Source organism: Lysinibacillus sp. NPDC093210 (genome assembly GCF_044753985.1).
Taxonomy (GTDB): Bacteria; Bacillota; Bacilli; order Bacillales_A; family Planococcaceae; genus Lysinibacillus.
Genome location: NZ_JBIVOE010000003.1, coordinates 75,147 through 96,002 on the forward strand (window position 1 = coordinate 75,147; position 20,856 = coordinate 96,002).

Annotated in this window: 20 protein-coding genes and 1 pseudogene; 9 read left to right on the forward strand and 12 right to left on the reverse strand. The window is 36.2% G+C overall.

The annotated features are described in order from the left end of the window. Position 1: 1 nt before the first annotated feature. The 3 genes and pseudogenes from ACIP9C_RS09575 to ACIP9C_RS09585 all read right to left on the reverse strand — a co-directional run bounded on the left by ACIP9C_RS09575 (position 2) and on the right by ACIP9C_RS09585 (position 1,731). Complete coding sequence (locus ACIP9C_RS09575) at positions 2 to 916, reverse strand: metal ABC transporter solute-binding protein, Zn/Mn family (RefSeq protein WP_401010025.1); 915 nt, start codon at positions 914 to 916, stop codon at positions 2 to 4. Positions 917 to 1,381: 465 nt separating this feature from the next. After that, positions 1,382 to 1,526 (reverse strand): annotated as a pseudogene (locus tag ACIP9C_RS09580) (RNA-guided endonuclease InsQ/TnpB family protein); the annotation flags it as partial. A 40-nt stretch (positions 1,527 to 1,566) separates the two neighbouring features. Next, on the reverse strand, positions 1,567 to 1,731 hold the full coding sequence (locus ACIP9C_RS09585) for a hypothetical protein (protein ID WP_401010027.1): 165 nt from the start codon (positions 1,729 to 1,731) through the stop codon (positions 1,567 to 1,569). 401 nt (positions 1,732 to 2,132) lie between these two features. Here ACIP9C_RS09585 and ACIP9C_RS09590 point away from each other — a divergent pair, with 401 nt between their 5' ends. Continuing rightward, positions 2,133 to 3,158, forward strand: a complete 1,026-nt coding sequence (locus tag ACIP9C_RS09590; protein WP_401010029.1) for an S-layer homology domain-containing protein — start codon at positions 2,133 to 2,135, stop codon at positions 3,156 to 3,158. 241 nt (positions 3,159 to 3,399) lie between these two features. Here ACIP9C_RS09590 and ACIP9C_RS09595 read toward each other — a convergent pair whose 3' ends face one another. From ACIP9C_RS09595 to ACIP9C_RS09610, 4 genes are all read right to left on the reverse strand, one after another. Further along, positions 3,400 to 4,449, reverse strand: a complete 1,050-nt coding sequence (locus tag ACIP9C_RS09595) for a 2,3-butanediol dehydrogenase (RefSeq protein ID WP_401010031.1) — start codon at positions 4,447 to 4,449, stop codon at positions 3,400 to 3,402. A 20-nt stretch (positions 4,450 to 4,469) separates the two neighbouring features. After that, positions 4,470 to 5,108 carry a GntR family transcriptional regulator gene (locus ACIP9C_RS09600; RefSeq protein WP_401010033.1) on the reverse strand — a complete coding sequence of 213 codons (639 nt, stop codon included), beginning with the start codon at positions 5,106 to 5,108 and terminating at the stop codon, positions 4,470 to 4,472. 287 nt (positions 5,109 to 5,395) lie between these two features. Continuing rightward, entirely contained in the window at positions 5,396 to 7,141 is a 1,746-nt protein-coding gene (gene ade / locus ACIP9C_RS09605; protein WP_401010035.1) for an adenine deaminase, read from the reverse strand. A 124-nt stretch (positions 7,142 to 7,265) separates the two neighbouring features. Beyond that, positions 7,266 to 7,691, reverse strand: coding sequence for a pyridoxamine 5'-phosphate oxidase family protein (locus ACIP9C_RS09610; protein WP_401010666.1), 426 nt, complete (start codon positions 7,689 to 7,691; stop codon positions 7,266 to 7,268). Between the two features lie 162 nt (positions 7,692 to 7,853). Here ACIP9C_RS09610 and ACIP9C_RS09615 point away from each other — a divergent pair, with 162 nt between their 5' ends. After that, a complete protein-coding gene (locus tag ACIP9C_RS09615; protein WP_401010037.1) occupies positions 7,854 to 8,480 on the forward strand; it encodes a YczE/YyaS/YitT family protein in 627 nt (208 codons plus the stop codon). Between the two features lie 83 nt (positions 8,481 to 8,563). On the opposite strand, the gene ACIP9C_RS09620 is transcribed toward ACIP9C_RS09615, so the two are convergent. The 3 genes from ACIP9C_RS09620 to ACIP9C_RS09630 form a co-directional block, all read right to left on the reverse strand. After that, complete coding sequence (locus tag ACIP9C_RS09620; protein ID WP_401010039.1) at positions 8,564 to 9,199, reverse strand: 50S ribosomal protein L25/general stress protein Ctc; 636 nt, start codon at positions 9,197 to 9,199, stop codon at positions 8,564 to 8,566. A 254-nt stretch (positions 9,200 to 9,453) separates the two neighbouring features. After that, positions 9,454 to 10,374: an S-layer homology domain-containing protein gene (locus ACIP9C_RS09625; protein WP_401010041.1), complete on the reverse strand. Its 921-nt coding sequence runs from the start codon at positions 10,372 to 10,374 to the stop codon at positions 9,454 to 9,456. Between the two features lie 152 nt (positions 10,375 to 10,526). Then, positions 10,527 to 11,216 (reverse strand): YjjG family noncanonical pyrimidine nucleotidase, encoded by a 690-nt coding sequence (locus tag ACIP9C_RS09630; RefSeq protein WP_401010043.1) that lies wholly within the window; start codon positions 11,214 to 11,216, stop codon positions 10,527 to 10,529. 380 nt (positions 11,217 to 11,596) lie between these two features. Between ACIP9C_RS09630 and yfkAB the strand changes: the two genes are divergently transcribed. Next, a complete protein-coding gene (gene yfkAB, locus ACIP9C_RS09635) occupies positions 11,597 to 12,709 on the forward strand; it encodes a radical SAM/CxCxxxxC motif protein YfkAB (RefSeq protein ID WP_401010045.1) in 1,113 nt (370 codons plus the stop codon). A 282-nt stretch (positions 12,710 to 12,991) separates the two neighbouring features. Here yfkAB and ACIP9C_RS09640 read toward each other — a convergent pair whose 3' ends face one another. Both ACIP9C_RS09640 and ACIP9C_RS09645 read right to left on the reverse strand, forming a co-directional pair. Beyond that, positions 12,992 to 13,984, reverse strand: coding sequence for an LLM class flavin-dependent oxidoreductase (locus ACIP9C_RS09640; protein ID WP_401010047.1), 993 nt, complete (start codon positions 13,982 to 13,984; stop codon positions 12,992 to 12,994). 75 nt (positions 13,985 to 14,059) lie between these two features. Beyond that, the gene (locus ACIP9C_RS09645) at positions 14,060 to 14,485 is read right to left on the reverse strand and encodes a hypothetical protein (protein WP_401010049.1); all 426 of its coding nucleotides are present in this window, start codon (positions 14,483 to 14,485) and stop codon (positions 14,060 to 14,062) included. A gap of 216 nt (positions 14,486 to 14,701) precedes the next feature. On the opposite strand from ACIP9C_RS09645, the gene ACIP9C_RS09650 reads away from it, so the two are divergent. The 6 genes from ACIP9C_RS09650 to ACIP9C_RS09675 all read left to right on the forward strand — a co-directional run bounded on the left by ACIP9C_RS09650 (position 14,702) and on the right by ACIP9C_RS09675 (position 20,829). Further along, positions 14,702 to 15,469 carry a TSUP family transporter gene (locus tag ACIP9C_RS09650; RefSeq protein WP_401010051.1) on the forward strand — a complete coding sequence of 256 codons (768 nt, stop codon included), beginning with the start codon at positions 14,702 to 14,704 and terminating at the stop codon, positions 15,467 to 15,469. Positions 15,470 to 15,587: 118 nt separating this feature from the next. After that, positions 15,588 to 16,106 (forward strand): RNA polymerase sigma factor SigV, encoded by a 519-nt coding sequence (locus ACIP9C_RS09655; RefSeq protein WP_401010053.1) that lies wholly within the window; start codon positions 15,588 to 15,590, stop codon positions 16,104 to 16,106. Further along, on the forward strand, positions 16,099 to 16,989 hold the full coding sequence (rsiV, locus tag ACIP9C_RS09660) for an anti-sigma-V factor RsiV (RefSeq protein ID WP_401010054.1): 891 nt from the start codon (positions 16,099 to 16,101) through the stop codon (positions 16,987 to 16,989). The genes ACIP9C_RS09655 and rsiV overlap by 8 nt, the downstream gene beginning before the upstream one ends. Positions 16,990 to 17,097: 108 nt before the next feature. Continuing rightward, positions 17,098 to 18,222 carry an endospore germination permease gene (locus ACIP9C_RS09665; RefSeq protein WP_401010056.1) on the forward strand — a complete coding sequence of 375 codons (1,125 nt, stop codon included), beginning with the start codon at positions 17,098 to 17,100 and terminating at the stop codon, positions 18,220 to 18,222. After that, positions 18,222 to 19,679, forward strand: coding sequence for a spore germination protein (locus tag ACIP9C_RS09670; RefSeq protein ID WP_401010058.1), 1,458 nt, complete (start codon positions 18,222 to 18,224; stop codon positions 19,677 to 19,679). Before ACIP9C_RS09665 ends, ACIP9C_RS09670 begins: the two co-directional genes overlap by 1 nt. Beyond that, entirely contained in the window at positions 19,672 to 20,829 is a 1,158-nt protein-coding gene (locus tag ACIP9C_RS09675; protein WP_401010060.1) for a Ger(x)C family spore germination protein, read from the forward strand. Before ACIP9C_RS09670 ends, ACIP9C_RS09675 begins: the two co-directional genes overlap by 8 nt. The last annotated feature ends 27 nt before the right edge of the window (positions 20,830 to 20,856 follow it).

Consider the following 20,856-nt stretch of genomic DNA (forward strand, 5'->3'; position numbering starts at 1 on the left):
CCTACTTCAGTGCATCGACAATTGTGTCGATGTTATGTCGATACATCCCAACGTATGTGCCTTCTTCTGTTCCTTCAGCACCCATAGCATCTGAAAATAACTCTCCACCTATAACAATGTCATGCCCTTTTTGTTTTGCTCCTTCTATAACGGCTTTCATCGCTTTATCTGATACGCTTGACTCTACAAAAATAGCTTTGATTTTGTTATCAACTAAGAAATCTACCATTTCCTGTACGTCTTTCACACCATATTCTGCTTCTGTACTAAGCCCTTGTAAGCCACGAACTTCAAATCCTTGGCTCTCGCCAAAATAGTTGAACGCATCGTGGGCCGTTACTAATATACGTTGTTTTTCTGGAATTTCATTAATACGTTCTTTCGCGTAAGTTTGCAATTCATCTAATTTTTTTAAAAAAGCTGTTTCATTTCCTTTAAAATCATCCTTATACTCTGGATATTCTTTTACAAGTGTTTCCGTTACCGCATCGACAACTTGTTTCCATAAGTCAATGTTAAACCATATATGTGGATCGTGTAGTAGCCCTTCATCTTCACTATCAAGTAATTTATCTTTATCTAACTTATCACCAACAGCTAGTACCGTTTTATCTTTTGACATTTGATCGAAAATATCGAGCATTTGTCCTTCCAATTGTAAACCGTTATAAAAAATTACTTCAGCTTTTTCTAACTTTGATAAATCACTTTGTGTTGCCTTGTATAAATGTGGATCAACACCAGGTCCCATTAAAGCTGTAACAGTTAAATGGTCACCGCCAATTTCTTTAATAACATCGGCAATATGCCCAGTCGTTGCAACAACGACCCCTTCCCTTTTTCCAGTTTCATTTTTTTCTGCGCTACAACCGAAAAGTAACATCATTAAAACAACTACTCCTAATAAACGTTTCATTTACCATTACCGTTGTCAAAACCTTATAAAACGTTATAAGTTTACGTTTACTTCTTGCTTTATCGTACTCAATTTTACAGAAGCTACTTTCGTTTGTCTTAGCACCACCACAAGCTGAAAGTTGCATACAACGAATACATATTAGCCGTATATTCTGCATTTTGACGACTAATAAACTACATAGATGGGCGCAGGATTTTCAGCTTACTATGCTACACCCATCACCTTTAGAGATTCTTTCAAATAGTGAAAGCTTCGATTAAAGCTATTTCCACTATAGATTTCAGAAGAAGGATAACATTTAACTGTTTCAATCAAATAAACGCGAGCAAACTCGTACATCTTTTGTTGCCCAATGAACTTGAGAAAGATGTTATTTTAATCATTCTCAGTAAAATTACTTCTCCAAATCGGTCCTAGAAAGCTTATCTTTATTGTTAGTCGCTCCTTAATGAAGATAATGATACGGATATTCGTTAAGCTATGTTGAAGTAAACGTATTACTTTTTTCTGTTTTATAGCGTTGCATGTTTTGATGAAACGGCTTCCCTCCTTAATTTTTTTATAATTTACGAGATACGCTTCGCTGCAACTTGCGTAAACATTTCTCTTATTTCTGCATTACTGTTGATGCCGCTTTGTTTCTCAAATTAATTATTTATCATAAATTTCTTCATAAGCTGTTTCCAGCCCATCCAAAATACAATAATTGAAATCGCTACACCTACAGATTGGGTCATTTTCCACAACATCGTCAGAAACACTAGTATCCCTAGTGGAAGAATCGTTAGTTTTAATTCATCTAACTTTTTCATAGACTCACTCTTCTTTCGTTTACGATATTTTGTTTCCCTTAGGAAAAATATATGCTTAAAGTGAATAAATTTCAACTGTTTTAACAAAAATTTTTTTAAAAAATTTTTTTCTTGCACTTCTTTTGTATTTAGCCTACAAAAAAACACCGCCAATTTTTGTACCTGTTCTACAAAAATTAGAGATGCCCATCTTGTGTATAAAAGGGCGAAGAATTGATCTTAGTTTTCGCCGTTTAATTGTCCTTAGTCACTAAAAAATTGTTCGATATTGCTAATAAATTCTGACCACTTTTTGACTAGTAAAAAGGACATGCTCTTGAAAATATATAATGGAAATATTTGCAGTTTTCATCTATATCCTGCAAACTAAATAGTATAACTGCTAGAAAGGAAGAATGATAATGAAACAATTATTGAGTATAGTATTGCTTTCATTACTTGTCGTTGCTGGTAACCTCAAGGTAGAGGCCGCTGGTTTTACAGATGTGACCGAAGACCATTTTGCTTATGAGGCAGTCATGTGGGCAGAGGAATATGACATTATTGATGGCTATGCTGACGGCACCTTCAAGCCGAATGCAACCATTACCGAGCAACAATTTGCAAAGTTACTTGCAAATTATTATGAACTGGAAACTCCTTATGATGAATTGAAAAAGCAAACCCCTTCAGCCAACTGGTCAGATGAGTATTATAATCGCCTCGCAAGTTATGGTGTACCTCTTAATGGCTACTTTCATAACAATATCCGAGCAACTGCTATAAAACGTGGTGTTGTTGCACAGGCTATCACTCACCTAGCAGAGGGCAAGCGTGGCCTCAATGAATCCATTCAATTTTTACTCGATTCCTATATTTCCACTGGTCAGAACGAGCAATATGAAAATCGTGACTTGCAAAAGTTTTTTGGCGTTGCAAACAATATGACACGTGCGCAAGTAGTTACATTGCTTCATCGTATGGATTCGAGAAATTTTTATACTATTTCTGAAGATGCACAAAATATCCATGATAATCTGAGCAACGCTTCCTTAAATTCACGAGCGATCAATGGACAACATCAGCTAGATAAAACGATGCAGCAAGTGGCTCCTTCAAATAGTGCGTGGGAAGGTACTTATACGTACTACTATAAATGGGGCAAAGGGGCAAATGAGTTTAATCGCCGCGACGCCATTATCTCTAATGTCACAAGCAAAACGTTTAACATTTCTTTAACAGCAAGTGATGGTCAACAGTTAGGTAGCGTAGATGGGACAGCTACTATTACATCTAATACTAAGGCTGTAATGAACAGATCTGAAAATGGAAACCGCTGTGTTCTGGAATTCGAGCAACTTAAAAATGCGCTAAAAATAATCGAGGTTGATTGCAGTTCAGAGCGCGATGAAGGTACGAATTTTTCGGGCACATTAAAAAAACAATAAAGACTATAAGTCACTCCTGTGAAAGGAAATTATTAGGCACGCTCGAAAGCAAGTGAGCATAGAATTACGACATGTTGCACAAAACTTTAATATGTATAGGTAGGAACATTATTTTTTCCATGCATAGGGGTTTAATTAATTAAATTTGTAAGTGAATAAAAGAAAGAGAGAACTATAATTAGTTCTCTCTTAAAGGATAAAGGAGCATAGTCTAGTATTAAATTCACTATTTGGAGTTGTATTATTTTTCTCCACTTAACTCGACTAATATTTTAGATTGCGTTTTGTCGTTTGTTAACGCTTCAAAGCCTTTGTCAACAATATCATCTAACTTTATTTGACTTGTGATAATGCCTTGAGGATTTAGCTGTCCAGCACCCATTGCATCAATTGTTCTTTGGAATATTGTTGGTGTATAAACGATTGAAGATAAAAGGTTCACACCAGTGTTTGTAAGATGAATTGGATTCCACTCGATTGGTCTCGCAAAAATAGAAACAATCATCATATTACCACGCGCTTTTGTTACATCAATAGCTTGTTTAAAAGTTGGAGCAACTCCAGCAACTTCAAAGGAAACATCTACCCCATCTGCTACAATAGCTCGAACCGCTTGTACAGGGTCTTCTTTACCTGAGTTAATAATATGTGTTGCACCTAATTCTTTTGCTTTTTCTAATCGGTTATCAGATAAATCTAATACGATAACTTTGCTTGCACCAGATGCTTTAGCAGCAATGACTGTTAATAAACCAATTGGGCCAGCACCAAACACTGCAACTGAATCCCCTAAAGTAACTCCAGCATCTTTTACAGCTTGTACAGCAACTGCCATCGGTTCTACTAGTGCACCATCTTGTAATGTTAAATTATCAGCTAAATGGTGTAAATTTGTTTCAGGCACGTTTGCATATTTTGCAAACCCACCGTTTCCATGTAATCCGATGAAATTAAATCCATCATAACGATCTATATCTTCATGTTTGTTTCTATATGTTAAAGTAGGATTTATTACCACACGGTCTCCTACTTTAAAATTTGTAACTTTAGAACCAACTTCTTCGATTACACCAGCAAATTCATGTCCCATTGTCAGCGGAGCAATTTCACTCGTTAAATCAGCTTTTGCATCAACTGGTATGAATACTGGACCTTCTTGATATTCATGTAAATCACTTCCACAAATACCAGCCCAAGCTACTTTTACTTTCACTTCATCTTCTCTTAAAGCTCTTAATTCAACCTCTTCTACTCTAATATCTTTTACACCGTGCCAAACTGCTGCTTTCATATCAATTTCCCCTTTAAAATTTAATTAAAATGATGCCATAAAATAACATCTTTAATAGCATTTCGGGCATTTTCAAAATCCGATATTTCTATACACTTGATAAACGTATGAATGGACATATGATAGGATTCAACGAGATTCATTTTCCATTTTGTTTGTGCAGCTACATTTGTAACAAATATGGTTTCTTTAAAGAAACGTAGCATCGCAATATTTCCAGTAATATCAAAAAACAATTCTAACAAGTGGGCAAACGCTACAACATATTCGTAAATATTTTTAACGGACTTTCTTTGTTCCATCGTTTCAAAACGAAGTAAAAGTTCCTTTTGAAAATCTGCAGTCCATTTTGTTTCACAGTTTTTAAGCGCAAGATCCAACAGGTAATAAAGGGTCTCCAAATAATCCTTTAATTCCTGATCCGAAATAATTTTTACACTTACACCTTTATGTTGTATTTTTTCAACTACACCATCTTTTTGTAAAAGATACAGAGCCTCTCGGACAGGTGCATGACTTACTTGTAACTCTTTTGCAATTTCCGACTCTATCAAACGCTGTCCTTGTTCATATTGACCTGAAAATATGCGAAATAATAATTGCTCTGCTATTTGTTCCGCTATTGTTTTCTTCGAAATTGAATTTTCATTAAACCCCATCTAACCACTCCAATAAATTTATATCCTCTTATTCTAATAGTTCCGTGTATATGGTGGCTAGTAAAAATGTTATCCATTATAGATTATCGATAATCTATAAATGTTATTTTAATATGAAAACGCTTCGATTTCAATGATTTTGAATCAGGAGCAGTATTATTTTCATTCAATCGTATGCAAAAAATGGTTTAATCGTGTTGTTTAGCCACATGAAAAGCAACCTAAGGCACAAATAACAACTAAAAAAAACGACCTGATTGCATGATACTTTCAGGTCGTTTTTATCATTAGGCTTCTACGGAAATATGTTGGAATGTTGTGACATCAAATAATCCTGAATCCGTTAACTTTAAAGCTGGGATAACAGGCAATGCCACAAATGAAAACGTTAAAAGAAAATGAAAATCTAAATTAGGGTTTAGCTCATTTAGTGCAGTGTGTAGACTCGCTAATTGCATTTTGGCATCATGTGCTGTTGCATTAGTCATTAATCCACCAATTGTTAAAGGCATTTCTGCTAATACTTTGCCATCTGCTACGATTACAAATCCTCCTTGAATTTCTTGAATACGATTAAGTGCCATAACCATATCTTCATCATTCGTTCCAACGACTAGTGCATTATGAGAGTCGTGAGCTACTGTCGTTGCAACCGCACCTTTTTGCAATCCAAAACCCTTCACAATACCAAGACCAGTTGTGTGCAAATGATGGTGGCGCTCGATTACAGCCAACTTTAGTAAATCCTGCTCTACTGATGGAATAAAATTACCCTTCGTAACCGGTACATCTACTACTAAATGGTTGGTAATAAGCTGATTAGGAACAATCTCCATTACATTAGCTTTTGATCCTTTTGTAAATGGAATGGCAAGCATGTCCGTTGTAATAGCTGGCAAATGAACAGAGCGATGGATATGAGCAGGCACTTCGGGTTGTATACGCGCAGTTAGCATTGTACCTTTTTCAGCTACTTTGACGCCATTTTTCCAGACAGCTTTCGCTCGCATTTTCGTAACATCTTCCACTAAGACAAAGTCGGCTTTATAACCTGGTGCTATAGCCCCTCTATCGTAAAAACGATAGCACTCAGCTACGTTAATTGTAGCTAATTGTATAGCTTGTAATGGCTCCATTCCTTCTTCAATCGCCATCTTGACATCAAAGTTGATGCTGCCCTCTTCCATTAATTCGTCTACATACTTGTCATCTGTACAAAAACCAAAACGACGCGCATTTATTGTATTTACAGCCGGTAATAAATCACGTAAATTTTTAGCAGCTGAGCCTTCTCGTATTAATACATACATTCCTTGCTCTATACGATTTAAAGCTTCTTCCGCTGTCACACACTCATGATCAGTATGAATGCCTGCCGCTCGGTACCCTGTAATTTGTGTGCTATTTAACCCTGCACAATGTCCGTCTACAACAAGATTAGCTTGTTGTGCTAACCTAATTTTTTCAAGCATGCTCTTTTCGCCATTCAGCACAGCGGGAAAATCCATCACCTCCGCTAATCCACGTACATTATCATTGGTCATAAAAGGGGCTAAGTCGGTAGCAGTAAGTGTTGCCCCTGCATGTTCAAAACGAGTGCCTGGCACACTGGAAGGCAGCATTACAAAAATATCCATTTCTGCATTTTTAGCATCATCTAGCATAAACTGAATGCCTTCTGCACCTGCAACATTTGCTATTTCATGTGGATCTGTGATGACAGTCGTCACTCCGTGTGGAACAAGCACGCGACTAAATTCAGAAGGAGTAAGCATTGACGATTCAATATGTATATGCCCATCCATTAACCCAGGAATAACACAGTTCCCTTCAGCATCTTCCTCCTTGTTAGCAATAAAACGATTTTGTGTATCGAGGGCTACAATTTGCCCATTCTTTACAACAATATCTGCATTTTTCCACGTTAAAGTAAAAACATCTGCAACTTTTGCATTGCGCAAAATAAAATCCGCTTCAATTTTTCCCTGTGATGCCAGTATATTTTCTGTTAGTTGCTGTACTTTTTCTACCATTTTGAGCACTCCCTTTTCTTTTATGACCTATCATGCATGAATGACGAAGGAGTTTCAAGTCCTGTAGATTGTTTCGTCTTCATTTTTCTATTTACTTTCCTCCTAGTATGAAAAAAACGACCATTTATAAATGGTCGTTTGTAAATTCTAACTCTTTAGGTGGCTCACCTTTTTTGTTCATCAGTCGCATACGAATAGGTTCAATTTTTAGTGTCACCATTTCATCTTTGTTGCCAATGAAGATCCCTGTGAAAAATTCTGCTAATTTATTTTTCAAGCCTTCCTCTTCAATTTCCGTAAGCTTCCCTTCAATTTCTACAAATGTATCTCCAAAGCCTCCATTATCGTAGCCATATAAAATATGTGTATACGGATTTTTCAATAGCTCATCGACTTTCTCAGAGTGCTTATTTGTCACTGTATATAATACGAAGTCTTCATTTTGAAATGTCATATAACGTGAATATGGCTTGCCATTTTCAACGGTTGCCATCGTTCCAATTTTTTCTCGATTTAATACTTCTAAAATTTCATCACGTACTGAAGTCATTTCATCCCATCCTTTCATAGTCATTATTATTTTACCCCTCGTTCTTAAAGCTAAACCGCCTTTTTTTGAAAAATATGAAATGACTATTTTCGGCGTTTTTCCAAAACTATTGCTATAATACTTTGTTGGACAACATGAATTTTTCAGAATGAGGTTTTAAATATGAAACAAGCTTTTTTTACACGATGTCTATTTTTCATTGCTGGCATCTTAGTTTTATCCTTTGGCATAACTTTAACTATTAAAGGACAATTTTTTGGCGTTGGTTCATGGGATGTTTTACATATAGGATTAGCCAAAACATTTGGTCTTACAATTGGCACTTGGTCTATACTGATTGGTTTAGCAATTTTAGCATTTGATATGCTGGTGACGAAGAAATTTCCTTTACCAGGTACATTTGCAGATATGTTTTTAGCTGGAATTTTTATTGATATTTTCAACTTTTGGCTCCCAGATATTGAGGGCTTTTGGATGCAGCTACTTGCCTACTTAACTGGTTTGATTTTACTTGGTTGGGGTTGTGGCATGTATATGGTAGCGAATTTAGGCATTGGTCCACGAGATACATTAATGCTGTTGATGGTTCATAAGCTAGGCTGGAGTGTTACACGCGCCCGTACTGTAATGGAAGTAACAGTAGCTATTATTGGCTTTTTACTTGGTGGTCCTATTGGAGTAGGAACAGTGCTAATGGCTTTCGGTCTCGGTCCAATTGTACAATTTGCATTAACTTACAATGAGAAACTTTTTACAAAATGGACGGGTGTTAAAAGCGCTATCGTTTAAAAACAAATATAAATTAAAAAAGCTTGTGAAATGTAACACTATCACAAGCTTTTTTATGACTATATTAGTTGTTTGAAAACTATTTATTCTCTCGGTTCAGCTGTATTTTGCCCTGTCGCTTCTATTACTTCAGGTGTGCCATCAACAGTTTCCTCTTCTTGTACGTTTTCTGCTGCTGGAGGTGTGATTGTCACTAATGTATAGTCGTCTTCATTTAATATTTCAAAGTGTAAGTTTTGACGAATATCTCCAACATAAAGTGAGGTACCAATTGCAACATTTGTTACGTCAACTTCAACCGTCTCTGGTATTTCCGAAGGTTTAACTTTAATACGAATGTCACGATTTGGTTGTAACAAGAACCCTCCATCTTTAACACCGATAGCATCACCTACTACGGTCACAGGAATATCGACTTCTAGCTCTTCTGACATATTGATTGATTTAAAGTCTACATGCTTTACAAAACCTTTTAACGCACAACGTTGTACTTCCGTTAACACTGCATTTACTTTTTTCCCTTCGACATCTAATTGAAATACACTTTTACTACCAATTTCGCTTAAAACTTTAGCAAATGTTCTGGCATCAAGTGATATCGACGTCGGCTCCATTTGATAACCGTAAACAACGCCAGGAATGGCACCACTTTGTCTTAGTTTTGTTAATGTTGAGCGTTGTCCTTTATGACGTTTTGTAGCATTTAATATAGTACTCATCAGCTTTTTCCCCTCTCGTGAAAACTAGTCTCATAAATGGTTTTGCCCGATAGTTTGTTTTTTATACCTTTTTATAGATTTAATATGTACAATTTTGCTTACAATATTTTGTTCTTTTTATCGAATATTTCACATAATAAAAACACCTTTTCTTCCTATAAGGATAAAAGGTGTTAAATCGCCGATTAGTTTGTAAATTTCACCGTTAAAATTGCGTTTATTGTCGATAGAGTGCCAGGCACTTTAAAGGGCACTTATAATCTGCCTGATGCTTGCAAAGTGACAGCCAACATTTTTGCAAATTGACCTCGTGTAATATACTGATTCGGGTTTAAATTTGCATTGTCATCTAAAGCACCGATTGTATATAGTGTCTGCGTGTGACGTAATAACTCTCCTTGGAATGTATAGCTATCTTCAAAAGGTAAAATGGTTTTATCATCTTTATCTTCCTGCACAAAATCAATCGCATCCAAAGTGCGTCCTAGCATCAATATCGCCTGCTGACGTGTAATTTTGCCGTTCGGCTCAAAAGTACTTGGAGTTTTGCCATGAATAATGCCTAATGAATGTAAAGCACCTACATGACCACCGTACCACGATGTTTTTTGATTTATGTCTGTAAACTGTTTCGTAGGCTCCTGCTGAAAGCTAAATGCACGGACGAGCAAAGCACTAAACTGTGCACGTGTTAAAGAGTCATTCACACCGAAATTATCTGGTGTACGCCCACGAATAATTCCTCGCTCTGCCAAAGTTTGAATGTAGGAGCTAGTTGATGTCTTTGCTAAATCTCGGAAATATAGTTGCTCAGGTTGCACAAACTTCAAATCTGCATTGTTATGGATTATCGCAACCACACGATCTCCTTCATCTCGGTAGGCAACGGGTTCCATTCCTTTTTTCAATACTTGCTGTAGCACACCAGATTGACCATTTTTAAAAATGACAACTTCAAGCGGTTGACGGTTATTGACGATATTCGCTTTAATGCTATAGACTCCACTTTTTTCAGCTGCAGAAATCGTAGCACCATAGGCAGAATAGATTGTCATATTTTCTGTTTTCATATGTACGTAGTGCGTCGGTTCTTCATAGGCGGAAGCTTCTCTCGGGAAAGCGATCGATGCCCCCAACAATACAAGTATACTGGTTGTTCGAATTATTCTTTTCATATTGCTCCTCCCTTTTTTTATTTTCTATAACTATCATAATAGATTTAATTGTTTAAAAATATAGTATTTTTAGCACATGCTCCTAAAAGTAACCAATCTAAAAACGAAAAACTTCGCCAACTATAAATAGTAGGGCGAAGTTCCTTCATGGATTATTTATTTAATAACGCATGCAACTCATGTAATTTTTTAATTTCATAATGAGGCTTAATATCCGTTGTATTTTGGGTATTGCGAATGTTAAACCAGCACGTATCGATCCCTGCTAGTAAACCGCCCTTCACATCCGATGTTAGTGAATCTCCCACAATTAGAGTCTTATCTTTATTTAATCCGTCAATACGATCAAAAACATAATCAAAAAATGCTGGCATCGGTTTTTGATAGCCCGTTTGTTCTGAAATAAAAATACCTTTAAAATATTTTGCTAAATCTGCGTCAGTTAGTCGTTTATTTTGTGTTTTTGTTACACCATTTGAAACGACGTATAAATCGTAACTGTCTGCAAGTTGTGCAATAAGCTCATATGCCCCGTCTACGTAATGATGCGCTTCCTGCAAATACTTTTGGAAAACAGTTTCAACATACTCGCCGTCTACATCTATGCCAAATTCCTTTAAAGCGATTGAAAATCGAGTATTATGTAGTGTAGTTTTTGTTACTTCGCCTCGTTCAAAAGCTCGCCACATGGATTCATTAATTTCCTTATAGCGGGTAATCATATTCGGAGTAGTAGCAATTTTTTCTTGTTCAAATAAACGGTTTAGTGCTGCATCTTCAGCTAAATTAAAATCTAATAATGTATCATCTACATCAAATAATAGTATTTCATACTTACTCAAAGCTATTTCCTACTTTCTTCGTTACGGTCTTGCCGCCTTGCTTTCTCTATCATAACGTTTTTTTAAAAAAATAGCAGTGTAAACACTCGTTCTTTTCGTTGCATTGACATATTGAAAGAAAACAGCTTTGTGAAACGCTTGTTACAAATATATAAATGATAAAATATTCTGAATCTAATTTCACATGCCTATTTGTCGTTCTACATTGCCGTTTCTTCCAAAGATTGAAACGCGCAGAGGACATTTAGAAGCATTTTTTATATCGATACACGAATAAAATTTCCTAGAAAGGACAATAAAAAGCTCTTTCAATAATTTCATATTTGAAAATATCACTGAATATGAGACAATAGAGTGCTAGAAAGGAAGATGTACGAAAAATGACGACCCTACAAAAAATTACGCCTAGCTTTGATCCATGGGAAGCTTATTTAGATGTCGAACAACATGGGCACATGACCCTATCAAATATTGAATTTACAACGACTAACCTTTGCAACATGCGCTGTGCTCACTGTGCAGTCGGCTATACATTACAAAATAAAGACCCTGAGGCACTGCCAATGGACTTAATCACGAAACGCCTTGATGAAATTCCACACTTAAAAACACTTAGCATTACTGGTGGCGAACCGATGATGTCTAAGAAATCAGTTCAAAATTATGTACTACCCCTATTAAAATATGCACATGCACGTGGAGTTCGTACGCAAATCAATTCGAACTTAACAATCGAGCCAGAACGTTATTTACTCATTGCCCCTTATTTAGATGTTTTACATATTTCTCATAACTGGGGTACGGTTGATGAATTTGTTGAAACTGGTTTTGCAATGATGGCGCGTAAGCCTACCTATGAACAACGTGCAGCCCTTTTCCAACGCATGATTGATAATGCGCGTATGTTGGCCGAGCATGGCGTGATGGTCTCTGCTGAAACAATGCTCAACAAAAAAACATTGCCTTACTTAGAGCACATCCACAATCAAATTATTAATGAGATGCAATGTGCGCGCCATGAAGTACACCCGATGTATCCATCTGACTTCGCAAGTTCGCTGACATCTCTTTCTCTAGAGGAAACACGCGCAGCTATTCATCATTTGCTTGATGCACGCGATGAAAATACTTGGATGCTCTTTGGTACATTGCCGTTTTATCCTTGCAGCACAAATGAGGAAGATCAAAAACTATTAAAACGGTTACGAGAGGCCAAAAACGTCACAATGCGTAATGATCCAGATGGCCGTTCACGACTAAATGTCAATATCTTTACAGGTGATGTCATCGTTACAGACTTTGGCGATGCATCAGCTCTCGGTAATATTGTTCATGATAAGCTACCAGCAATTTTCGATAAATGGATGGCTACAGATTTAGCAAAATCTTTAAACTGTCACTGTCCCGCTGTGAAATGCTTAGGTCCGAATGTCTTAGTTAAAAATATGTATTATCAAGACACTAATTTTATAAGCGGTTCGGCGAAACTTTAACCATAAAAAAATGTCCAATGCAACTGAATGCATTGGACATTTCTGCTGTAGATAAACTTTCATAAATCGTTGTTTTCCGTTCCATTTCCTCATTTCCGTAAACTTGCACAGAACAGAAGACGTGGGCACCTCGCAAGTTAGCGAGCGTTGCAGCTTACTGTGTTGAGTGGAAAGCGTCCGCCTGAGTGGACAACAATGATAACAGTAAAAAAGTGTTAGATTGATAGTCAATCTAACACTTTTTCGCTTTTGCCTCAGTTTATTACTTAATGTAGATAGTTGTTAAATCAATTCATTTGCCAGTAGTTTATAGCAATTCAAGCGACTTTCCTGCGCATATTGATTGCAGTTTAGCATCACTTCATCAAAGCCATATTGTTCCTGCTCTGCTATTAAAAATGTAGCAACTTCCTTTGGTGTGCCTACAATATTTGCTTTGCGGTTGTTAGCAATCATCATTTTATCCATCTCTGTTAATGGATAATCCTTCGCCTCTTCTGGTGACATCGCCTGAATAATTTGCCCTTTCATGAGCTGAAGACGCGTAATATCGATTGGCTTAGCTAAGTATTCCGCTTCTTCTAACGTATCAGCAACCGTTGTTGCATAGGTAACGATAATTTGCGGTTTTTCCATATAATAAGAAGGTGTAAAGTAAGATTTATACGTATCAAAAATATCCTTCGACATATTGCCAGTAAAGAACTGTGCATACGAATAACCTACACCACGTTGCCCTGCCTGCATGGCACTTTGGCCACTTGAGCCGAGCAACCACGCTTCTGGTAGTTGTATGTTAGTAGGCGAAGCAATAACTTGATCATAGACAGACTCGCCCGTTTTTTGATTATTCATCAATTTTAAAATGGTATCGAGCTTATCATATTGTTCATTAAAATGTTGTCTGCGACCCTCTGCTAGTGCATAGATTGATGCATGATCTCCACCAGGAGCACGGCCAACACCAAAGTCAATGCGATTCGGTGCTAGTGCACTTAATGTTTTAAATACTTCTGCCAGCTTGTAGGGAGAATAATGCATCATCATGACGCCCCCTGTGCCAATACGCATACGTTTTGTTTTCGCCGCTAAAAAGGCTGCTGTAATTTCAGGTGCTGAGCTTGCTAATGATTCGCTATTATGATGCTCTGCTAACCACATGCGATTGAAGCCAAGTTCTTCCCCTAAAAGCGCTAATTGTTCTGTACGCAAAAATGCCTGTTCAGCAGTATGACCTTTCGGTACAGGAATTTGATCTAAAATACTTAATTTCAATGAAAACACCCTCTCTGTCTGTATGCTCTCCTTTCTACTGTAATATAGTCATCCCTTTTTACAAAGCAAAAGCACTTATTGATATGCAAGCTGTTTCATTTCCCACGTTTCATAAACAATGCCAACAAGCGTTCCTTTTTGTTCTGAATCAAGTACAACATCGTTAAACTTCATTGCAAAAAGCTTAAATTCAGTAGCTTCCTCATTCACTATGAATTGCAATATGGCATGTCCTTTTTCATCTGAAAATAGAATATCCCCTGAAAGTTCCACGACATGTTGACCAGTTTTTGCCTTATAATAACGCCAATAAGGCTCTGTAAAAGCATAATTAAAGGCATCACGGACTTTCACGTCAGTAAAATCAACCAAATATCCTTCCTTTACTGTATCGATATATACATTATCCGTAATATCTTTTTTTGCATTAAAAACATAGCCTACGAGCACACCCATAAACACAACACAAACAAACACTCGAAAATGATTTCCTAAAGACAAATGTCATCACGTCCCCTTTACGCAAAAACACCATTTCCTTCATAATACATTAAAATAATTACATAAAGTAGAATATTTTTGTATTTTGTAGATTTTTATATTTCCACAACAAATGATGCATACTAAACGTGGCAATTAAAAATTAATACAGGCTATTTACAGTCACTCTGTGTTCCGCTAATATCAGATTATTATTATAGAAAAGAGATGACGTTAGTGCCTTTCGATTTAGACCCAAATATATTATTAATTCTTATTATTTTTGGCTTTTTGGCCGCATTTATCGACTCTGTAGTTGGTGGTGGTGGGCTCATTTCATTGCCTGCTCTCCTATTTGTTGGATTACCACCTACCGCAGCTGTCGCAACAAATAAACTAGCTGGTACAATGGGATCTTTAACTAGTACCATTACGTTTTACCGCTCTGGGAAGCTAGATATTAAATCTGTCTATAAGCTGTTTCCTTTTGTATTTTTCGGCTCCATGGTTGGCGCATGGATTGTCCATTTAATTGATCCAAGTGTTTTAAAGCCTTTAATGTTAATCATGCTAGCCGCTGTAGCCGTTTATACGATTTTCAAAAAAGACTGGGGTAGTATTTCCACATATAAAAAGCTAACACCTAAACGATATGCTTTTTTCGTCCTTATTATTACTTTAATTGGCTTCTATGATGGTTTCTTAGGCCCAGGCACAGGATCATTCTTACTGTTTGCCTTTTTAATCGTTGGCTTTGACTTTTTAAAATCAGCCGGCAATGCCAAGTTTTTAAACTTCGGAAGCAATATTGCAGCGCTTCTTATGTTTATATACTTAGGTCAGATTCATTATACTTACGGCTTCGCTATGGGACTTGCTCAAATTGCTGGAGCGATAGTCGGTTCAAAATTTGCCATTAAACGCGGGAGTAGTTACGTGCGTAAACTATTTATCGTTGTAACCATCCTATTACTTCTGAAAAATACATACGACTATTTTTCGTGAAACAATTCTTACCTCTTTTATGAGGTAAGTTTTTTTCATTGCTTCAACTTTTTCCCCACTTTCATACGTCTAGTAGTTGTATACAAATTGAAAATGTTAAAAAGGAGCTTCTTTGGACATGAAAACAAGAAATGCATTTCAACATGAAGAGGTGTTTGTCCAGTTAATTCGTGAACAGAAAGAACGATTTTATTTGCTTGCCTATAGCTATACAAAAAATGAGCAGGATGCACTTGATATAGTACAAGACAGTATTCAAAAAGCGATGCTTTCTCTCGATCGATTAGAGCATGTGGACTATATGAAAAGCTGGTTTTACAAAATTGTTGTACGGACAGCAATTGATTTTTTGCGCAAGCATAATCGCTTACAAGTGACGGACGATAACACTTTACAATATTTAACGCCTGCTCAAGAAGATATTTACGAGAACATCGATTTAGAGCATGCTTTAGAGGAATTACCTCAAATGTACCGTGAAGTCGTGATTTTACATTATTTCGAAGATTTAAAGCTAGCTGATGTTGCCAATATACTGGACATAAAGCTAAGCACAGCTAAATCACGCCTATATAAAGCTTTAAAACTGTTAAAAATACAACTCCAAGATGTGAAGGGAGAAACAGCACATGGATAAAAAATTAGAAGAGTTAAAAAAACAATATAATGACGTTCCCATACCAAAGGAGCTTGACTTTGTAGTTGAAAGTGCACTAAGACAAGGGAAAAGGAAGAAAAAAAATCGAGGACCGCAATGGTTACTTGGAACAGCGGCAGCGGCTATGCTATTTACAGCTAGTTTAAATATCAGCCCTGCAATGGCACGTACATTGTCTGATATCCCTGTTGTAGGGAGTGTCATAAAAGTACTGACATGGACAGAATATGAAGTAGCTGAAGACACATATGACGCTACTATTAAAGTACCTTCTATTGAACATTTAGAAAATACAGATCTTGCAAATGCTTTAAATGAAAAATATCGTTCAGAAGGAAAAGCACTTTATGATGACTTTATTGCAGAGGTTGGCGATTTAAAAGCAAATGGCGGTGGTCACTATGGAATAGATAGCGGCTATGACATTAAAACGGATAACGACCAGATTTTATCGATTGGACGTTATATTGTCAATACAGTTGGGTCATCATCAACCGTTATGCATTATGATACGATTGATAAACAAAACGAAATTTTAATTACGCTGCCAAGTCTATTTAAAGATGACAGCTATATTCAAGCCATTAGTGAGAATATTAAAGAACAAATGCGTGAACAAATTGCTGCAACAAACGAAGAAAAAGTTTATTGGGTTAAAGGAGCAGGCTTGCCTGATGAAGAACTAATGGAAGTGTTTACAACTATCAATAAGGAACAACAATTCTACATTTCTGAAAAAGGAAAACTCGTTATTTCATTCGATAAATATGAAGTGGCACCTGGCTATATGGGTGTTGTGGAATTTGAAATTCCAACAGACGTTCTCCAAAATAGTCTTGTAAGTAATAAATATATTCATTAATCGCTGGCACTATCTCATTTAACATGAGATAGTGCTTTTTTATGACTTATAATCTTTCAACTTTTTGTCAAAGCTAACTTGTATCAAAACATGTTAGAGGGTTTTCAAATGAAAGGTGTAGGATCAATTAGTATTTTACATGTTGTCTTCCTAGCAATGACCGTTATTGGCTTAAAAAATCACGTTACAATTATGCCTCCGTTATTGGAAACTGCCGAAAGAGATAGCTGGCTATCGGTAATCTTTACATTCATTTTAATGTTTCCTTGGCTCTTTCTTTTAGTTTATATTCATAGAAAATCAAATCAAGAGCCTTTAAAAGATTGGCTGCCACAAAAAATCGGAAAAATTGGTTCTAATATTGTAATCTATATTATTGCGATTTATCTTATCATTATTGCGGCCTTTACAATGATTGAAACCTTACAGTGGGTTAATACTACTTTTTTACCTAGAACACCAAGGTTAATCTTGCTTGCTATATACGTCGTTCTTTGTATTCTACTTGTTACGACTAGTTTACAAACAATCGTCATCGTCAATGTATTCGTTTTATTAGCTGTAGTCGTTTTTGGATTTTTTGTTGCCTTTACAAACTTACAAGTTAAGGACTACGACTTACTACGTCCTTTTTTTGAACATGGATTTACGCCAGTTTTACAGGGGCTCGTCTTCCCCGCCTCGGGATTCTCGGAATTAATATTATTTTTACTCATACAACATCAAATTAAAGATCGAATGCGTTGGTATCACTTCGCCATTATACTCTTTATTTTAGCAGGGCTAACAATGGGTCCCCTCGTTGGTGCCATTACAGAGTTTGGACCAGCAGAGGCCTCAAAACAACGCTATCCCGCTTACGAAGAATGGGGCTTAGTAACAATAGGACGCTATGTGGAGCATCTAGACTTTCTTTCAATTTATCAATGGTTGACTGGCACATTTATTCGAGTCGGATTTATTTTATATATCGTAACAGATTTATTAGGCATGGCAGGAGATCACCGACGTATTTGGAAAATGGTTGCACTTCCATTCTTTTTTATATGTCTACCACTAATGTTATTAAATGAACACATATTTCTACAACTTAAAGGAAATTATATGTTAGCAGGTACATTTATTTTCTTTTTCTTACTATCCATATTTTTAATGATTGTAGCTTTCATGTCCGGAAAAAAAGGAAAAAAATCTAAAGCCGATACCCAAGACACGGAAAGTGGTGACACTTGATGACCTCAACAGAAAAGCCCTTAGATTTATCAACCTTAAAGCAGTTATTTGAAAAGTCTGCTGATGTTCATTTTCAAGAATATGCATTCCAGCAACATAAAGTACAATTTGTCATCTGTGAGGCGATGACCGATCAACAACTTCTCAATGACGTCATTGTCATGCGTGTTCAAGCTCTTTTTGATAATTTAAAGGACGCATCACTACAAGATGCTATCAATAAACAGTTACACATCCCTGGCCTACAACAAGTAACAGATAAGTCAGAAGCCATTACACTCATTTATAATGGCCATTTACTTCTTTTTTTTGAAACAGATGAACTGCTTTATGCCAGCAATATTGCTAGAAAGCCTAATCGTAATCCTGAAGAAACTAGGATGGAAGTACTCGTTAAAGGACCTAGAGATAATTTTATTGAAGATATATCGGTCAATATTGCATTAATACGAAAACGATTGCCTACGAATTCCTTATGTGTAGAAAAAATGGAACTCGGGAAACGCTCAAAGACAACCGTTGCTATACTTTATTTTGGTGACATTGCGAACTTGGAAATTTTAAATAGCATAAAAGTACAATTACAATCAGTCGATACAGATATAGTATTTAGTGGTGATTTACTAATGGAGCGTGTAAATAAAAATACTAGGTTTTTCCCTAAGACCGATTATACAGGAAGGCCGGATTTCGCAATTCAAGCATTAGTTCGAGGACGTTTTTTAATTTTTGTAGATGGTGTTGCTTATGCTGTTATTACACCTGTTAATTTATTTTTACTGTTAAAGTCAGGTGAAGATAATGAATACCCGATTGTTTTTAGTTCACTTGAACGTTTACTTCGTATATCAGGTATTTTTATAGGTCTACTGTTACCTGCTTTTTGGCTTGCTTTAACAACCTATCATCAAAATCAATTACCTTTATTGCTTTTGGCAACTGTTGTCCAAGGTCGAACAGGCCTACCATTCCCCTCTTCACTTGAAATGCTATTAATGTTATTAATGTTTGAGCTGTTTAGAGAAGCAGGCTTACGTCTACCATCTGTAATCGGTGGAACGATAAGTGTCGTAGGTGGTTTAATTATTGGCGATGCAGCAATACGTGCAGGTGTTACAAGTCCAGAAATGATTGTGATTATTGCCGTTTCTACCATTGCATCCTTTACACTCGTTAATCAATCACTCGTTACGACAATCAGTATTTTCCGCGTTGGCTTCATTTTATTAAGCGGCTTTTTTGGTTTATTCGGCTTTTTTATTTCACTATACGTAACCCTTCTTTACTTATGTAATATTAGAATATTTGGTAACTCTTATATGCAAATTGGCGCTGATTTAAATTGGTCTACCATAAAAAAATCACTATTACGCTTATCACCAAAAGGATATACCAAGCGTCCAAACTATATTGCACCACAAGATCAAACCCGTACGAGTGAGGATAAAAATGAATAAAAAAATACTCAGTATATTGTTGCTAATATTCACTACACTGCTATCAGGATGTTGGGATGTCACTGAACCACAAAGAATGTACTATGTCCATGCGCTTGGTATAGATTTTAAAGATGGCAATTATGAAACTTACATGCAAATTATTGACTTTGCCAATATAGCCAAATCCGAACAGCCAAATAATCCGCAAGCTCAACAGGCTGAAATTGGCCATGCAAAAGGTAAAACAATTGAAGATTCTCTTTTCGATTTATATCATTCCATTGACCAAAAAGCGTTTTGGGGACATATTACCTATATTATACTTTCAGAAGAAGTAATGAAGAGCAACAAGGTAAATCAAGTGCTCGATTTTTTAACTCGTTATCGTGAAACAAGATATCAAATTTGGGTATATGGCACAAAAGAGCCCCTCGATGATTTACTTATAGTAACTCCAATAAATAATAAAGCTCTTACATTATCTAAACTCGGAGATCCGTTAAATTCTTTTAAACAAGAATCTTTTGTCACACCGATTAACCTTCGAAAATTAGTAATCGGTCTAAATGAGCCAAGTCATGAAGTTTATCTTCCATTAGTATCAATTGATAAAGGATGGCTATCTTCAAAAGGACAGTCGGAATCAGTGGAAATAAAAGGTATTACACTACTATCTAAAGATGGATTAAAAGGATTTCTTACCGAAGAAAACGCAAATGGTATTAAATGGATGACTAACGAAACAATTCGAAGTGAAATAACGGGGCAAATTGGAGAACATAAACAATTCGTAACCGTTACATTAGATCATTTAAAAGTTCATATTTCTCCAGTCGTAAAAAACGAAAACGTACAATTTGACATCGAAATAAAAATGGAGGCTAACGTTCTTGGTATTACAGAAGAAATTACGACCAATCAAATTCGTCAATTGGTCAAAAAACAGGTAGAAAAAGAAATAAGGGAAACTTTTAAGGAATCTTTAGCATTGAATACAGATATTTACCGTTTATCTGAACAGCTATATCGGAAAGATGTTAAAACATGGAAAAAATTAGAGGATAACGGTAAAATTGACTTAACGGAAGATTCTATTCGCAACATAAAAATAACAGTAGTTAAAGTAAATCCTGGTAGGGAATCTTTTATCGAAACAATTAAAGAATAGCAAGTAAAATAAAACAAGGGCATCGAG

What these genes read in the sequence shown, in the direction of transcription:
- ade (WP_401010035.1), bottom strand. Translation starts at nt 7,141, where the DNA reads ATGGTAGAAAAAGTACAGCAACTAACAGAAAATATACTGGCATCACAG.
- yfkAB (WP_401010045.1), top strand. Translation starts at nt 11,597, where the DNA reads ATGACGACCCTACAAAAAATTACGCCTAGCTTTGATCCATGGGAAGCT.
- ACIP9C_RS09610 (WP_401010666.1), bottom strand. Translation starts at nt 7,691, where the DNA reads ATGACTTCAGTACGTGATGAAATTTTAGAAGTATTAAATCGAGAAAAA.
- ACIP9C_RS09675 (WP_401010060.1), top strand. Translation starts at nt 19,672, where the DNA reads ATGAATAAAAAAATACTCAGTATATTGTTGCTAATATTCACTACACTG.
- ACIP9C_RS09625 (WP_401010041.1), bottom strand. Translation starts at nt 10,374, where the DNA reads ATGAAAAGAATAATTCGAACAACCAGTATACTTGTATTGTTGGGGGCA.
- ACIP9C_RS09620 (WP_401010039.1), bottom strand. Translation starts at nt 9,199, where the DNA reads ATGAGTACTATATTAAATGCTACAAAACGTCATAAAGGACAACGCTCA.
- ACIP9C_RS09615 (WP_401010037.1), top strand. Translation starts at nt 7,854, where the DNA reads ATGAAACAAGCTTTTTTTACACGATGTCTATTTTTCATTGCTGGCATC.
- ACIP9C_RS09585 (WP_401010027.1), bottom strand. Translation starts at nt 1,731, where the DNA reads ATGAAAAAGTTAGATGAATTAAAACTAACGATTCTTCCACTAGGGATA.
- ACIP9C_RS09665 (WP_401010056.1), top strand. Translation starts at nt 17,098, where the DNA reads ATGAAAGGTGTAGGATCAATTAGTATTTTACATGTTGTCTTCCTAGCA.
- ACIP9C_RS09670 (WP_401010058.1), top strand. Translation starts at nt 18,222, where the DNA reads ATGACCTCAACAGAAAAGCCCTTAGATTTATCAACCTTAAAGCAGTTA.
- ACIP9C_RS09600 (WP_401010033.1), bottom strand. Translation starts at nt 5,108, where the DNA reads ATGGGGTTTAATGAAAATTCAATTTCGAAGAAAACAATAGCGGAACAA.
- ACIP9C_RS09575 (WP_401010025.1), bottom strand. Translation starts at nt 916, where the DNA reads ATGAAACGTTTATTAGGAGTAGTTGTTTTAATGATGTTACTTTTCGGT.
- ACIP9C_RS09590 (WP_401010029.1), top strand. Translation starts at nt 2,133, where the DNA reads ATGAAACAATTATTGAGTATAGTATTGCTTTCATTACTTGTCGTTGCT.
- ACIP9C_RS09595 (WP_401010031.1), bottom strand. Translation starts at nt 4,449, where the DNA reads ATGAAAGCAGCAGTTTGGCACGGTGTAAAAGATATTAGAGTAGAAGAG.
- rsiV (WP_401010054.1), top strand. Translation starts at nt 16,099, where the DNA reads ATGGATAAAAAATTAGAAGAGTTAAAAAAACAATATAATGACGTTCCC.
- ACIP9C_RS09655 (WP_401010053.1), top strand. Translation starts at nt 15,588, where the DNA reads ATGAAAACAAGAAATGCATTTCAACATGAAGAGGTGTTTGTCCAGTTA.